The 16462-nt window shown below is 41.1% G+C and carries 12 protein-coding genes; 6 read left to right on the top strand and 6 right to left on the bottom strand.

Annotated elements, in window-relative coordinates:
- Positions 1 to 117: 117 nt before the first annotated feature.
- The 3 genes from KQP79_RS01250 (at position 118) to KQP79_RS01240 (ending at position 5880) form a co-directional block, all read left to right on the top strand.
- Entirely contained in the window at positions 118 to 1779 is a 1662-nt protein-coding gene (locus KQP79_RS01250; protein WP_138344056.1) for an IS1182-like element ISBf3 family transposase, read from the top strand.
- A gap of 367 nt (positions 1780 to 2146) precedes the next feature.
- Positions 2147 to 3421 (top strand): serine--tRNA ligase, encoded by a 1275-nt coding sequence (gene serS, locus KQP79_RS01245; protein WP_138343487.1) that lies wholly within the window; start codon positions 2147 to 2149, stop codon positions 3419 to 3421.
- Positions 3422 to 3579: 158 nt separating this feature from the next.
- A complete protein-coding gene (locus KQP79_RS01240) occupies positions 3580 to 5880 on the top strand; it encodes a bifunctional dihydroorotate dehydrogenase B NAD binding subunit/NADPH-dependent glutamate synthase (RefSeq protein ID WP_004309008.1) in 2301 nt (766 codons plus the stop codon).
- Positions 5881 to 6025: 145 nt separating this feature from the next.
- Here KQP79_RS01240 and panD read toward each other — a convergent pair whose 3' ends face one another.
- Both panD and panC read right to left on the bottom strand, forming a co-directional pair.
- Positions 6026 to 6379, bottom strand: a complete 354-nt coding sequence (gene panD / locus KQP79_RS01235; RefSeq protein ID WP_004301789.1) for an aspartate 1-decarboxylase — start codon at positions 6377 to 6379, stop codon at positions 6026 to 6028.
- A gap of 18 nt (positions 6380 to 6397) precedes the next feature.
- Positions 6398 to 7243 carry a pantoate--beta-alanine ligase gene (gene panC, locus KQP79_RS01230; RefSeq protein ID WP_004309009.1) on the bottom strand — a complete coding sequence of 282 codons (846 nt, stop codon included), beginning with the start codon at positions 7241 to 7243 and terminating at the stop codon, positions 6398 to 6400.
- Between the two features lie 142 nt (positions 7244 to 7385).
- Here panC and KQP79_RS01225 point away from each other — a divergent pair, with 142 nt between their 5' ends.
- Entirely contained in the window at positions 7386 to 8219 is an 834-nt protein-coding gene (locus KQP79_RS01225) for a glycogen/starch synthase (RefSeq protein WP_004304593.1), read from the top strand.
- A 21-nt stretch (positions 8220 to 8240) separates the two neighbouring features.
- Complete coding sequence (locus KQP79_RS01220) at positions 8241 to 9941, top strand: DUF4270 domain-containing protein (RefSeq protein WP_004309010.1); 1701 nt, start codon at positions 8241 to 8243, stop codon at positions 9939 to 9941.
- 167 nt (positions 9942 to 10108) lie between these two features.
- On the opposite strand, the gene KQP79_RS01215 is transcribed toward KQP79_RS01220, so the two are convergent.
- The 3 genes from KQP79_RS01215 to KQP79_RS01205 are packed head-to-tail and all read right to left on the bottom strand — an operon-like array spanning position 10109 to position 14790.
- Positions 10109 to 11554, bottom strand: a complete 1446-nt coding sequence (locus tag KQP79_RS01215) for a glycoside hydrolase family 57 protein (protein ID WP_004309012.1) — start codon at positions 11552 to 11554, stop codon at positions 10109 to 10111.
- Between the two features lie 16 nt (positions 11555 to 11570).
- Complete coding sequence (locus KQP79_RS01210) at positions 11571 to 12836, bottom strand: glycosyltransferase family 4 protein (RefSeq protein ID WP_004309013.1); 1266 nt, start codon at positions 12834 to 12836, stop codon at positions 11571 to 11573.
- A 16-nt stretch (positions 12837 to 12852) separates the two neighbouring features.
- A complete protein-coding gene (locus tag KQP79_RS01205) occupies positions 12853 to 14790 on the bottom strand; it encodes a glycogen debranching enzyme N-terminal domain-containing protein (protein ID WP_004301783.1) in 1938 nt (645 codons plus the stop codon).
- Positions 14791 to 15004: 214 nt separating this feature from the next.
- Here KQP79_RS01205 and KQP79_RS01200 point away from each other — a divergent pair, with 214 nt between their 5' ends.
- Positions 15005 to 15658, top strand: coding sequence for a rhomboid family intramembrane serine protease (locus KQP79_RS01200; RefSeq protein WP_004309014.1), 654 nt, complete (start codon positions 15005 to 15007; stop codon positions 15656 to 15658).
- A 128-nt stretch (positions 15659 to 15786) separates the two neighbouring features.
- Here the strand turns inward: KQP79_RS01200 and KQP79_RS01195 are convergent, their stop codons facing one another.
- Positions 15787 to 16386, bottom strand: coding sequence for a MarC family protein (locus KQP79_RS01195; RefSeq protein ID WP_004301781.1), 600 nt, complete (start codon positions 16384 to 16386; stop codon positions 15787 to 15789).
- Positions 16387 to 16462 lie beyond the last annotated feature (76 nt).

The raw sequence follows: 16462 nt of genomic DNA, 5'->3' as shown, positions 1-16462 counted from the left end.
GAGGTTGTGTCAAAACGCTGACACAGCCTTTTTTTATGCGCAAAGCCCAGACTTTCTCAAGCCCGGGCTTTGTTATTACCCAAAGTTTTCGTATCTTTAGGTATAAAGTTTTTCGTTATGGCAAAGTTACATTTTCGTCCTTACATTCCCAACCAAACCGTTCTTTTTCCACAAAGAATTGATGAAAACATAGCTGCGACCGACCCGGTCCGCATCGTGAATGCTGTTATTGACAATCTCAATCTTGAGAGTTTCAAGAAGCTTTATAAGGAAACGGGCCGTTGTCCTTATCATCCTAAAATGATGCTTAAGGTGATAATCTACGCCTACATGAATAATATCTATTCTTGCCGTAAAATAGAGAAGCACCTCCTTCGTGACATTCATTATATTTGGCTTGCCGGTAATGAGCATCCGGATTTTATCACGATCAACCGTTTTCGTAACCGTGTAAAGGAGGAAATAAATAATGTATTTACCCAGTTGGTTCTTGTCCTTGCCGATAAAGGTTTCATCAGCCTTGATGTGGAGTATATCGACGGCACCAAGATTGAATCCAAAGCCAACAAATATACTTTTGTCTGGCGCAAGACAGTCGAACGGAACCGTACGAGACTAATGGATAAAATCCGTATTCTCTTGGAACAGGTGGATGAAGCCATTGCACAGGAGAACTCTATAAAAGACACATCCGTGGAGTTTACTCCCTGCAGGCTCTCTGACATAGTGGATGAACTTAAAGAAGCCCTGGAACGCCAGCCTGCAACAAAGGATAAGGAAGAAAAGAAAGCCCTGCGCAAAAAGAAGAAGCAGGTCATGGAACTTGAAGGGTATCGTGACAAGCTGATAGAATACGACAATCACCTTGATACCCTTGGAGAACGTAACTCCTATTCCAAGACCGATCCTGGTGCCACATTCATGCGCATGAAAGAAGATGCCATGAAGAACGGGCAGACCAAACCCGGATATAATCTGCAAATAGGTACTGAAAACCAATTCATCACAGACTTCCGTCTGTTTCCCAACCCTACCGATACACTGACCCTCATACCTTTTTTCCACTCTTTCCAGTACCGCTATAACCGTTTACCGAATATCTGTGTGGCAGACTCCGGTTACGGTTCGGAAGAAAATTACCGGTTCATGCAGGAGAATGGGATAGAAGCCTTCATCAAGTACAATTACTTCCATAAAGAACAGCGTCCTCGTTATACTCCCAACCCATTCCATGCCGAAAGTCTCCATTACAATGCCCAAGAGGATTATTACGTTTGTCCTATGGGACAGCACATGAACCGTATAGGAACCAAACGTGACAAGACAGCGAGCGGATACATCATCGAAAGTGCCCGGTATAAAGCAAAAAGATGCGAAGGTTGCCCTTTGCGTGGCAGTTGTTTTAAAGCTTGGGGGAACCGTATTATAGAAGTCAACCACCGATTAAATCAATACAAACGGCAGGCACGGGAAAGGTTGCTCTCAGAAGAAGGTATCAAGCATAGAGGCAGGAGGTGTATAGAACCAGAGGCTGTGTTTGGACAAATGAAATACAACATGGCATACAGAAGATTCCGGCATGTGGGAGAAGACAAGGTTACAATGGACTTTGCTTTCTTTGCTATAGCCTTTAATATCAAAAAAATGTGTGCTAAACTGATAAAAGAAGGAAAGGGGCTCATTACAGTTGCCAAATATATGTTTATGGGACTATTTATAACCCGATATAATTGGAATATAGCAACTTGTTGCCAAATGCATGAGGAAAAAGCAGCATAGCCAAAAGAAAATATAGCAGAACTGTAAAATATAAAAGAGGTTGTGCCAACGTTTTGACACAACCTCNCATGAGGAAAAAGCAGCATAGCCAAAAGAAAATATAGCAGAACTGTAAAATATAAAAGAGGTTGTGCCAACGTTTTGACACAACCTCTTTCTTTTTAACAACCAGAGTTTTATATATCACTCTAAAAGAGACATGTATGTATCATTCACTGCATATATGTTTATTATACAGCTCAATACATGTATTATATATATCATAGACACATCATATATATTATATATAACACATATATTTGCTTGATTATTCGTTTTTTCTTTATCTTTGTAGCCTTAAATAAGAAAGTTCATAAAAAGTATAGATATGCTTACCATTAAACAAATTACAGAAAACACAGAGGCGGTACTCCGCGGACTGGAAAAGAAGCATTTCAAAAATGCAAAGGAAACGATCGATCAAGTGATCGCTCTTAACGACAAGAGACGTAGCACACAAAATGAATTAGATAAGAATCTGGCAGAGGTTAACTCGCTTTCACGCACCATCGGTCAACTGATGAAAGAAGGCAAGAAAGAGGAAGCTGAGACTGCACGCGCACGCGTTGCCGAACTAAAAGAAGGTAACAAAGAATTAGACGCCGCTATGACACAGGCTGCAACAGATATGCAGAATGTACTTTACACCATCCCCAACATTCCTTACGACAGCGTACCCGAAGGTGTAGGCGCTGAAGATAACGTAGTGGAAAAAATGGGAGGTATGGAAACTGAACTTCCTAAAGATGCACTCCCCCACTGGGAACTGGCTAAGAAATATGATTTAACAGACTTCGACCTGGGTGTAAAAATCACAGGTGCAGGTTTCCCTGTATATAAAGGTAAAGGCGCACAACTTCAACGCGCTCTTATCAACTTCTTCCTGGACGAAGCACGCAAATCCGGATATACTGAAATCATGCCACCGACAGTAGTTAACGCAGCTTCCGGCTATGGCACAGGACAGCTTCCTGACAAAGAAGGACAAATGTATCATTGCGAAGTAGATGATTTATATCTGATTCCGACAGCAGAAGTGCCTGTAACCAACATCTACCGTGATGTAATTTTGGAAGAAAAACAGTTGCCAATAATGAATTGCGCCTATACACAATGTTTCCGTCGTGAAGCTGGTTCCTATGGTAAAGATGTGCGCGGACTGAATCGTCTGCACGAATTCTCCAAAGTAGAATTGGTTCGCATTGACAAACCGGAACACTCCAAACAATCTCATCAGGAAATGCTAGACCACGTAGAAGGTCTGTTGCAAAAACTGGAACTTCCATATCGTATCCTCCGCCTCTGTGGTGGTGATATGAGTTTCACTGCTGCCCTTTGTTTCGACTTCGAAGTATATTCAGAGGCACAGAAACGCTGGTTGGAAGTAAGTTCCGTATCCAATTTCGATACCTATCAGGCCAATCGTCTGAAATGCCGTTACCGTAATGCAGAAAAGAAAACCGAACTCTGCCACACACTGAACGGTTCAGCATTAGCACTGCCACGTATCGTTGCTGCCCTACTCGAAAACAACCAGACTCCGGAAGGCATTAGAATTCCGAAAGCGTTGGTTCCGTACTGCGGCTTCGACATGATAGACTAAGACTTGATCTGACAGACTAATAAAAGCACCCTTATATAGAGAGCCACTCATCAAAAGAGTGGCTTTTCTTTTATATTTCGCAAATAAGCTGTATCTTTGCCAAAATTTATATCATTCTGATAGCAGTTACGTAATAAAAACAACAAATTAATTAGATAATGAACAAAATCATTAGCAAGGAACGCTTTTCTGAAAAAGTATTCAAATTTGAAATTGAAGCTCCTTTAATTGCTAAATCTCGTAAGGCCGGACACTTCGTCATCGTACGTGTAGGCGAAAAAGGAGAACGTATGCCATTGACTATCGCAGGTTCCGACCTGAAAAAGGGTACCATTACTCTGGTAGTGCAGGAAGTCGGGCTTTCTTCTACCCGTCTCTGCGAGCTGAATGAAGGCGAATCTATCACTGACGTAGTAGGCCCACTCGGACAAGCTACCCATATAGAAAAATTCGGAACAGTAATCTGCGCTGGTGGTGGTGTAGGTGTGGCTCCGATGCTTCCTATCGTACAGGCTTTGAAGGCTGCCGGTAACCGTGTTATCACTGTATTGGCTGGACGCAATAAAGATCTCATCATCTTGGAAAAAGAAATGCGTGAAAGCTCTGACGAAGTAATTATCATGACGGATGACGGTTCTTACGGCCGGAAAGGTCTGGTGACAGAAGGTGTAGAAGAAGTTATCAAACGTGAGAAAGTAGACAAATGTTTCGCTATTGGCCCTGCCATCATGATGAAATTCGTTTGCTTGCTGACTAAAAAATATGAAATTCCGACAGATGTTTCGCTAAACACTATCATGGTGGACGGAACTGGTATGTGCGGCGCTTGCCGTATCACTGTAGGAGGAAAGACTAAATTCGTTTGTGTAGATGGTCCGGAATTCGACGGTCACCAGGTGAATTTCGACGAAATGCTGAAACGTATGGGTGCGTTCAAGAATATCGAACGCGAAGAAATGCATAAGCTGGAATCGGAATGTGAAGCAACCAAAGAAATCGATGAAAAAAGTCGTAATGCTGCTTGGAGGCAGGAGTTACGCAAATCCATGAAGCCAAAAGAACGTACGGCTATTCCTCGTGTAGAGATGAATGAACTCGATGCTGAATACCGTTCACACAGCCGTAAAGAGGAAGTTAATCAAGGATTAACAGCAGAACAGGCTGTTACAGAAGCCAAACGCTGTCTCGACTGTGCTAATCCTGGATGTATGGAAGGCTGTCCGGTAGGTATTGATATTCCCCGCTTCATTAAGAATATCGAACGCGGTGAGTTCCTCGAAGCTGCTAAAACATTGAAAGAAACAAGTGCGCTCCCTGCAGTTTGCGGCCGTGTGTGTCCGCAAGAAAAACAGTGCGAATCAAAATGTATTCATCTGAAAATGAATGAAAAGCCGGTAGCTATCGGTTATTTGGAGCGTTTTGCAGCTGATTACGAACGTGAAAGCGGACAAATCTCCGTACCTGTCATTGCAGAGAAAAACGGCATCAAAATAGCTGTTATCGGTTCAGGACCTGCAGGATTGGCATTTGCCGGAGATATGGCTAAATATGGATATGATGTAACTGTATTCGAAGCGTTGCATGAAATTGGCGGTGTATTGAAATACGGTATCCCCGAATTCCGTTTGCCAAACAAGATTGTAGACGTAGAAATCAACAATCTCGGTAAGATGGGCGTTAATTTCATCAAAGACTGTATTGTAGGAAAGACTATCGGTGTAGAAGACTTGAAAGCGGAAGGTTTCAAAGGAATATTCGTGGCTTCCGGTGCCGGACTGCCAAACTTTATGAATATCCCGGGAGAGAACTCTATCAATATCATGTCTTCAAATGAATACCTCACCCGTGTCAATTTGATGGATGCCGCCAGCGAAGATTCGGACACTCCGGTAGCATTCGGTAAGAATGTGGCAGTAATCGGTGGTGGCAACACAGCTATGGACTCTGTCCGTACGGCAAAACGTCTTGGCGCTGAACGTGCTATTATTATCTATCGTCGCTCGGAAGAAGAAATGCCTGCACGTATCGAAGAAGTAAAACACGCCAAAGAAGAAGGGGTTGAATTCCTCACTCTGCATAATCCTATCGAATATATTGCTGATGAACAAGGTTGCGTAAAACAAGTTATTCTGCAAAAGATGGAATTAGGCGAACCGGATGCTTCCGGACGTCGTAGTCCTGTAGCCATCCCGGGAGCAACAGAAACAATTGACATAGATCTGGCCATTGTCAGCGTTGGGGTATCTCCTAACCCGATTGTTCCAAGCTCTATCAAAGGACTGGAATTAGGACGGAAAGGAACTATCGCAGTAAATGACAACATGGAATCTTCTATCCCGATGATTTACGCAGGTGGCGACATCGTTCGCGGTGGAGCTACTGTAATTCTGGCGATGGGTGATGGCCGTAAAGCTGCCGCTGCTATGAATGAGCAACTGAAAACAAACGCCGGCAACTAACTGCCGCTTATTAACACCCGGGCTAAAACCAACTCACACGTGGGTAGAACATCGATCACCCCCGGCATAAAAAAGTAGAATAAGAAAAGCCCCGTTTACGAACTGTAAACGGGGCTTTTCTCATTTCAAATATCAAAGATACTTTCTACTTTACCACTTTGTTCGTCGCAGGATCAGGGAAAATTACAGCCGGTTTAAACGACTTGGCTTCCTCAAAATCCATCAATGCATAGGACATGATTATCACAATATCATCGGGTTGCACCTTGCGGGCAGCAGCACCATTCAGACAAATTTTGCCCGAACCGCGTTCACCTTTGATAATGTAGGTTTCAAAGCGTTCACCGTTGTTATTATCAGCGATATACACTTTCTCTCCCGGAATCATGTTTGCAGCATCCAACAGGTCTTCATCAATCGTGATACTACCCATGTAGTTCAGATTTGCCTCCGTGACACGTGCACAATGAATTTTCGACTTCAACACTTCAATCATCATAAGGTTTCGTCTTTTTAGTTATTCTTTATATTTAATGTTATCGATCAGCCGGACTTCTCCACAGAACACTGTGATGCATCCTACTGCGTAGGAAGTATCTTCCCAATTACTAATTTTCTGCAATGTGTTTCCGTCTACGATCTCAAAATACTCCATACGCAAACCCGGAGCGGCTTCAATCGCATCTTCAACCATCTTTTGCGTCTCGCTCACTGTATGAGTGGCTGCAAAGTTACGACTTTTAAATAAGGTGCGAGAAATATTTAAAGCATTTTCACGTTCTTCTGCAGATAAACGTTTGTTCCGGCTACTCAATGCCAGTCCGTCTTCCTCACGTACAATTGAACAACCTACAATTTCAAGGTTATATTTCAATTGTCGAACCATCTCACGAATAATTGCTAACTGCTGGAAGTCTTTCTCTCCGAAATATGCACGATCCGGCTGTACAGCATCAAACAGCTTGCTAACAATTTGGCAAACACCGTTAAAATGTCCTGGACGGAAAGCACCTTCCATCACCGTATCCAATGGTGCATAGCTAAATTGACGGGTATCCGGTTCCGGATACATTTCGCTAACTGAAGGAGCAAAAGCGAAATCCGCCCCGCATTCTTCCAACAAACGGCAATCTGCATCCAATGTACGCGGATATTTCTCCAAGTCGTTTTTATCGTTAAACTGTGTGGGATTCACAAAAACACTCACAACAGTTACACCATTCTCACTTACGCTGCGCTTTACCAGAGATGCATGTCCCGCATGTAAAGCACCCATTGTAGGAACCAGTCCCACCTTTTTACCTTGGGCTCTTAGGACAGCCAATTCTGCCTGTAAGTCCTTGATAGTGTGCACTACTTTCATTTTCGTCAATTGGTTTATGTTTTACTCGTTTGCAAAAACTCTGCAAAATAAACTAATATTTGCCACATAAAGAAAGAATATCTTATTTAATGTGTCTTTTTTTTCGTATCTTTGCAGAATATTATAGTGAACTATTGTTATTATGACAAAGGCGAATAAAGTTTTATTTATTACTCAAGAGATTACACCTTACGTTTCAGAATCCGAAATGGCCAATATAGGTAGAAACCTTCCACAGGCGATACAAGAAAAAGGCCGTGAAATCAGAACCTTTATGCCTAAATGGGGAAATATCAATGAGCGCAGAAATCAACTGCACGAAGTGATCCGCCTCTCTGGTATGAACCTGATTATCGACGATACTGACCACCCCTTGATTATAAAAGTTGCTTCTATCCAATCCGCACGCATGCAGGTATATTTCATCGATAACGATGATTATTTCCAGAATCGTATGCAGACAACGGATGAAAATGGTATAGAATATGATGATAACGATAGCCGTGCCGTTTTCTATGCACGCGGTGTATTGGAAACAGTGAAAAAACTTCGCTGGTGTCCTGATGTCATTCACTGTCATGGCTGGATGACAGCTTTAGCTCCTCTTTATATTAAGAAAGCCTATAAAGACGAACCTTCTTTTCGCGACGCTAAAGTGGTATTCTCTGTTTATGAAGATGATTTCAAGAGTACACTTAGCGACGATTTCGCAGCCAAATTGATGCTGAAAGGTATTTCTAAAAAAGATTTAGGTGATTTGAAAGAGCCGGTAGACTATGCTGCTCTGTGCAAACTCGCCGTTGATTATTCGGACGGAGTAATACAAAACAGCGAAAAGGTAGACGAGTCTATTATTGAATATGCCCGCCAATCTGGCAAATTGGTACTTGACTACCAAAACCCGGAAAACTATGCAGATGCCTGCAACGAGTTCTACGATCAGGTATGGGATGCTACTGCAAACGAAGAAGAATAAAAAAATCAAGATACGACGATCATGAAAGCAAAATACGCCTTAATAGTTTTACTGGCAATCACCTTTTGGGGTTGTGATGACAACACTGCCGGACTGGGATTGAGAATGTTTCCAGAAAGCGACCGGGATATCAATGGAAAGCTATCTACATTTGATGTAATTACCGAATCTGTTCATGCCGGTAAGATATATGCAATGACAAATGTCGGTTATGTAGGTAAGTTCACTGATGAAACATTCGGAACTTATCAGGCAGGTTTCTTGGCACAACTAAATTGCCCTGAAGGAATGACTTTCCCTGGAGTATACAATAAGACAGCTTTAGACAGCAAAGGGAAAGCTACTCAAATAATGGTAGGGGACGATAATGAAGATAATAAAGATGTCACTTTCATACGTGATGATGAAAATAAGATTATTGGTAACATCCATACAATCGAACTTTACCTATGGTATAGCAGCTATTTTGGAGATTCATTAACTGCATGTCGTTTAAGTGTTTACGAACTAGGAGAGGCTGAAAAAGAACTTAATCAAGAGAATGCATATTATACAGATATTGAGCCTGAAGAATTTTATAATCCTGAAAATCTACTGGGAACTAAGGCCTATACAGCAGTCGATTTATCTGTTAAAGATTCTATCCGCAAACTCAGTACATATGTACCTAGCGTACATGTTTCTTTTAAACAGGACGCTGCAATAGAAATTGGCACAAAGATTATACAAGAAGCTAACAAATTTGGCGTTAATTTTGATAATAAAACATTCAGAAAAATATTCAAAGGCATTTACGTAAAAAGTGATTATGGTGATGGTACTGTGCTTTACATAAACCAAGCTCAAATGAATGTTGTGTATAAATGCTATGCAGTTGATACACTCACTGGTATTAAATTGAAAAAGAAAGTAGCAGAAGAAGATGGAAAATATAAAGACTCGACCTACTATGGATATCGTACCTTTGCCACTACTCGTGAAGTAATTCAAGCTAATCAATTAAAAAATGAGACACAAACGATAGACAATTTAATCAACTTAGAAGAAAACTGGGACAAAACTTATCTAAAGACTCCGGCAGGCATTTTTACCCAAGCAACTCTTCCTATTGATTCTATCGCAAATGTATTAGCTGGTGACACATTGAATGCCGTAAAATTAACATTCACAAACTATAATCAACCTGCTGACAAAAAATTTGGCATGTCTATTCCATCTAATGTTATGCTAATACGAAAGAAAGAAAAAGATTCTTTCTTTAAAGAAAACAAGTTAACCGATGGAATTTCATCATACTTAACAAGCCACAGTAGTAATATCAACCAGTATAGTTTCAACAATATAACCCAGCTGATTAATGCATGTATCGTAGATAAAGAGGAAGCTAGAAAAAAAGCTGGTAGTTCGTGGGATGAAAAGGCATGGGAAAATAATAACCCTGACTGGAATAAAGTTGTATTAATTCCTGTCTTAGTAACTTATGATTCGTCAAGTAGTAATAGTTATTATGGAACATCTAGCAACATTATTAGCATACAGCATGATTTGAAACCTGGATATGTACGTCTAAAGGGTGGAAAATTGGGAGAAAATTTAGTACTTAAAAAAGATAAAGATGGAAATATAATGTATAATGAAAAAGGAGAACCTATATATGAATATGATCAAAAATATGTTCTCAAACTAGAAGTAGTTTCAACTCAATTCAAGAGTACAAAATAAAGATTATCCATATTAATAAAAATAGCGCAGGTCACTTATGTAACTTGCGCTATTTTTATTAATATTGGACAGGGTAACCACACAAATATGCATTACCCCCACAAAAAACCGTGAGTCTGATTTTCTCTTACTCACGGTTCTATATAACAAGTTTTTATACTGTTTATTTAAGCCTTCTTAGCTTTCCCCGTAGCCTTCTTCGGCTCGGCTGTTGCTTTCTTAACTGCAGCTTTCTTTACAGCAGGTTTTGATTTATCAACAGCTTTTTCTTTTACTACCGGCTCTTTAGCATTAGTAGCCTTTTTGACCACCGTTTTCTTTGCCGCTTCTACTTTTGCCTGTAATTTAGCCAATATCTTTTCCAATTCAGTAATCTCATCCCCCTGATTCTTAATGGTAGTCAATAAAGAATTTAATTCTTCACTGTCTACATCGGCAGGATATAGTGCATCTACCCGTTTGATAAAGTCACCCAGAATATTCATATAGTTAGTGAAAGCATCATAAGGAGAATCATAGATTCCACGATTCAACCACATACCATTATTCTTCGTTGTCATAAAACGGAAGTTATTGCTAGCCTGCAAATAATCCCAATCCTGTTTGATACGACGGTCGTCACACAAATGAACACGTTCAGCTACACTATACAATTTATTAAAAGCCTCGCGTTGCATAACATTACCCAGCCAACAACTAGTATCTCTCTCTTCATCCACCCACGACATCGGATATGCAACATTGAGTTGTGATACTGATTTCAGCTTCGTTACAATTTCAGTCGGTGTAGAGAAAGTAATTCCCTTAGCCTTTGCACATTCCGGCAACGCTTTTAAGAATTCAAGAATATTAGAGGATAACGGTTGAGCCATACCAAGCGAACTCAATTCCATAAAGATATTAATAACTTGCTCTTCTTGCGGCAATGCATCGATCCAATTAATATACTTATCAGCAAACAACGGATATTCCGCCCACTCCGAATTAGAAAAGCGCAAACTGATGTCGTCAGAGAGTTTGAAATCCCGCAACAAGAGCTTAAGACTTGGAGCTTGATTACAGTGATAAACATAATGCGGACTCTTCCACCCCAACACATGTTTAGCACCTTCCGTCAACATCCCCTTGAAGCCCATAGAAGCTACCAATCCACCAATTTCATCAGAATAAATCAGACTAGAGTTGCGGAACACTTTCGGTTCTTTGCCAAACATCTGTTTCATCTTATCACGTTGACGAAGTACTTCTTCACGGAAGCAATCCTCGTTAGCCAGTGAAGACAAACCATGCGAATAAGGTTCACATAAGAACTCACAACAACCAGTTTCATTTAACTGATGCAATAAATCAATGACTGCCGGAGCATGAATTTCCAATTGTTCCAAGGCTACTCCCGAGATAGAAAGTGCTACTTTAAAAGCACCACCCGAGTTTTTCGCCATCTCGATCAACGCATTGAGAGCAGGAATATACGAACGTTCAGCGACCTCATTCATACCCGTTTCGTTGGCATAATCATCATAATAATAATGGTCATTACCAATATCGAAGAAACGATAACGTTTCAAATGGATAATTTGATGTATTTCAAAATAAAGACAGATAGTTCTCATTTTATTTATTGTTTTGTTATTTACCATAGTTTCTTAACACAGACTCGTAGAGAGCACGGATTCTCAAGCCAACTTTTTCCCACGTAATCCCATCTACTTCCTTCTTTCCCTCTTCTTTGAGATATTCGAAAAGAGACGGATTGGTACACAGAGAATGGATAGCGTCAGCCATTGCATGAATATCCCAATAGTCAGTTTTTATCACCTTATCAAGAATCTCGCCACATCCAGACTGCTTAGAAATGATGGAAGGTGTTCCACACTGCATGGCTTCCAGCGGAGCGATACCGAAAGGTTCAGAGACAGACGGCATGACAAATACATCACTGTTCTTATAAACCTCATATACCTGTCTGCCTTTCATGAAGCCCGGGAAGTGGAATCGATCGGCAATACCACGTTCAGCAACCAAGTTAATCATGGCATTCAACATATCGCCTGACCCCGCCATTACAAAACGAATATTACGAGTACGCTGCAATACAAGCGCAGCAGCTTCTACAAAATATTCCGGTCCTTTCTGCATCGTAATACGTCCAAGGAAAGTGACCACCTTTTCTTTTGAGTGATCGGGACGTGGAATATCCAGCAGTTCCTGCGACAATGGATAAACAGCATTATGCATGGCAAATACCTTTCTGGGGTCCTGATGATACTCGTTAATAACAGTGCGACGAGTAAGCTCGGATACGCACATGATACAATCGGCATGATCCATACCATTCTTCTCAATCGAATAAACAGTAGGATTGACTTTGCCACGAGAACGGTCAAAATCCGTAGCATGCACATGGATGCAAAGCGGCTTTCCGCTAACCATTTTGGCATGTACTCCGGCAGGGTAAGTCAGCCAGTCATGCGCATGAATGATATCAAACTCCTGCTGACGGGCTACTACTCCGGCAATGATCGAGAAATTATTAATTTCTTCGTGCAAGTTCCCGGGATAACCACCAGCAAACTCCATACACCCCAAATCATTCACATGCATATAAGAAAAATCGGCATAAATATGATCGCGGAAAGAGTAATATTCTTCCGGTGTCATTTCCAACAAGCGGGACTTCAAGTAGTCGTAGTTGACATCACGCCACACGATGGGTACTTGATTCATACCGATTATTTTCAAGAACTTTTCTTCTTCACCGCTCGGTTTAGGCATACAGAAAATCGTCTCCATATCACCTTGCAGACTCAATCCTTTAGTTATTCCATAAGAAGCAACCGCAAGACCACCATATATTTTGGGAGGGAATTCCCATCCAAACATTAAAACTTTCATCTTCGTTCCTCCTTTTTTAATAATACTTAGACAGTAGCTTTAAGACACGCAGTATTTCTGCTACATTCATCGCAAACGATACTGCGCCGCGTCCTTTGAAAGGCGGGTTCCCATCGAATAGCTCGGGAATGGAACCAACACAATGACTTGTCATTTCGTCATCATAACTAATCAGTTGGCGTTCAACGAATGACAATCCGCTCATCTTATAAATTCGAAGATAAGCTTCCAGATAGAACCCCATCAACCAAGGCCAAGCCGTTCCCTGATGATAAGCATAATCACGTTGTATCTGCGGACCTACATAGTTCGGATTATATCCGCCACTCTTCGGACTCAACGAACGAATTCCTTTCGGAGTGAGCAGCTCTTTGGTCACAATATCAAGCACCTGTTTCTTTTGTGCACGATCCAAAGGAGAATAATCAAACGCTACGGTAAATATCATGTTAGGACGTACACTCCAATCCATCATATTACCGTCTACATAATCAAGCAGATAACCATATTCGTTACGGAATACCTCGACAAAAGACTTTCCGGTTACTTCTGCCTGCGCATCGAGTTCATCCGCCAAGTATACGTCTCCTCCTTCGCGCACCAAATCAGCTATAAAACGCAACGCATTATACCACAACGCATTAAATTCAACAATATACCCCGTACGAGGAATCACCGGATGTCCGTTCACTGTAGAATTCATCCATGTAATCGCCTTATCCGTACCGTTGGCAAAAAGTAATCCATTATCATGCAAGAAAAGATTCTCATGTTTCCGCTGACGAATAAACTCCATTATATCTTTCAGAAGTTCTCCGTATTTCTGACGACATTGCTCACGGGAAGTTTCTTTTGCATATTGCTGCAAAGCCCAGACAGCCCAAAGCAAAACGTCAGGATGCTCCATTTCATAAATCTTGTAGCCTACTGGTTCTTCATTTATAAAATTGCGAATTGCCTTTTCCGCCGTTTTCATCACATCCTCAAACTGATCGACCTCATCGAGCGCAAGCGTCAGTCCCGGCAGGGCAATGAACATATCACGTGCACGACATTTAAACCACGGATAACCGGCAAGAATATAATGTTCGTCTTCCTGCTGGTTATGGAACTGATGAGCGGAATTCTTCAGACAATGGTAAAAGCTATCACGAGGGGTACGATCAAGCACTTCAGCCTCAAATGTTTGTTTCAATCTACGGGGAGTCACTTCTGAAGTTCCGGCAGAGAATACGATGCTCTCCCCTTTCTTTATATCCACCTCAAAATAACCGGGAACATAAAGGTCTTCATTGAAGTCATACCCACGCTCTTGTTCTTTCGGGTATTCAATACCCCGATACCAGTCAGGCATGAAATGAAACTCACACTTTTTATTCAACTGCATATATAGTTCCGGATATCCGGGATACATACAGGTTTTAATACCATTTTCCACAAGTTGATACTCGCGGCTTGCCTGCGCATTTTCATGTGTGTACTCACGTACACTCCTGAAAGCGAGGAACGGGCGGAAGCGCAAAGTCGTAGCCGAATGCGCATCCAGCAAAGTATAACGAATCAGGATTCTATTTTCATGATGTACAAAGATTTTTTCTTTGCGGAGGATAACACCTCCGACACGGTAAGTTGTTGCCGGGATATGCTCACAATCAAACTCGCGGATATACTTGTGTCCGTTAGGACTAAAGTTGTTTCCCTGATATTTGTGCAATCCCAAGTTAAACTCCGCACCGTGTTGAATTACCGTTTCATCAAGAGAAGATAGCAGCACATGATTTTCATCGTCGATATTGGGAACTGGAATTACCAACAGGCCGTGATATTTGCGTGTGTTACAATCAACAATCGTCGTACAATGATAAGCTCCTGCTTTGTTCGTCCGGAGGATTTCTCTTTGAAGAGACTCTTCCAGATTCGTCATGAGGGTCTTGTCAAATCGTAAATAACTCATAGTTGTGCATTATTAAAGGTTAATTTATTGGTCATTATATCATATATCTATTTATTGTTACATACCGCATATATGGACTGTAGCATCATATACAACGGGTATAACGCCCAAATGTACAAATTATAGATAAAAACAAAAATAAAAAGGCTTTTTATTTTCAGATTTTGTGCAAATATTCGTAGTATTGCGTAAAATATCTAAAGAAAAGAATGTCATGAAGCAAGATATTCAGCGTATCATGCTGGCTGCAGCAAAGCCTTTGTTTCCTATTTTTATTCTCTATATACTCAAGATTATGGAAGTCGGAATGGACTGGGACTTCTCTCGCTTGGGGGTATATCCTATGGAGAAACGGGGGCTGGTAGGTATTTTAACTCACCCATTGATACACAGCGGATTTAGTCATTTACTGGCAAATACAATTCCTTTATTTTTCTTGTCATGGTGTCTTTTTTACTTTTACCGGGGGATAGCAGGTAAGATTTTTATCCTAATCTGGCTCGGAGGCGGACTACTTACTTTCCTGATTGGAAAACCGGGATGGCACATTGGTGCCAGCGGATTAATTTACGGACTTGCCTTCTTTCTCTTTTTCAGTGGTATTCTCCGCAAATATATTCCACTCATTGCCATCTCTTTACTTGTCACCTTTTTATATGGAGGGATTATATGGCATATGTTTCCTTATTTCTCCCCCACCAATATGTCGTGGGAAGGACATCTTAGCGGAGGAATTATGGGGACACTCTGTGCTTTCGTTTTCGTAAATCACGGACCGCAACGCCCGGAACCTTTTGCGGACGAAATGGAAGAGGAAGAAAATACAGAAGAAGAAACAACAGCAGCAGAAGAAGAAGAAACGTTATAAATGCCAACTCGTGCCACCACATTGGCACACTTGTGACATCAAAGTGGCACGATTGCGACAAAGACATGTCACAGTTGTGCCAACACGATGGCACATCCGATACAATAGCTTTCAATTTAATAAGAAAATCAAGACCGATGCAACGCCTCAATCAATAACGTTATATTGGCTGTAAACAACCTCACAGAAATAGCTAATAAGATGATACCAAAGAATTTACGAATAATATAGATGCCTCCTTTTCCCAGGAAACGTTCTACACGACCGGTCATACTCACTACAAAGTAAACCCAGATCATATTCAAGACTAAAGCTATAATGATATTAACACTGGCATATTCTGCCCGAAGAGAAAGCAAAGTGGTGAAAGCTCCGGCACCTGCCAACAGAGGAAAGACAAGCGGCACCAAAGTTGCTTCTTTGATAGGACCCTGGTTCTTGAAAATCTCAATATCCAGAATCATCTCCAAAGACATAAGGAAAATGACAAATGCACCGGCTACTGCAAACGATTCAATATCTACATGAAAGAGTTTCAGCATCATATCTCCCGCATAGAAAAATCCGATCAGCAAAGCAAAAGAGATGACAGTAGCTTTCATTGCATTCACATCTTTCCCTTTTTCTTTCAGGTTAATTATAATAGGTATAGAGCCGATAATATCTATCACGGCAAAAAGTACGATAAACGCACTAATCATCTGCTGCCAATTGAAGCCTGCGAACATAATTCCCTCCTTTTTTTCTGCAAATATACTCTATTTTTATGCATTCAAACAATAAAAAAAACAAAAAGAACGGTCA

This window comes from Bacteroides sp. DH3716P, from assembly GCF_025914115.1.
GTDB classification, from domain to species: domain Bacteria; phylum Bacteroidota; class Bacteroidia; order Bacteroidales; family Bacteroidaceae; genus Bacteroides; species Bacteroides ovatus.
The sequence above is the reverse complement of the archived record's forward strand: the minus strand, read 5'-3'. Positions and strand labels throughout refer to the sequence as shown.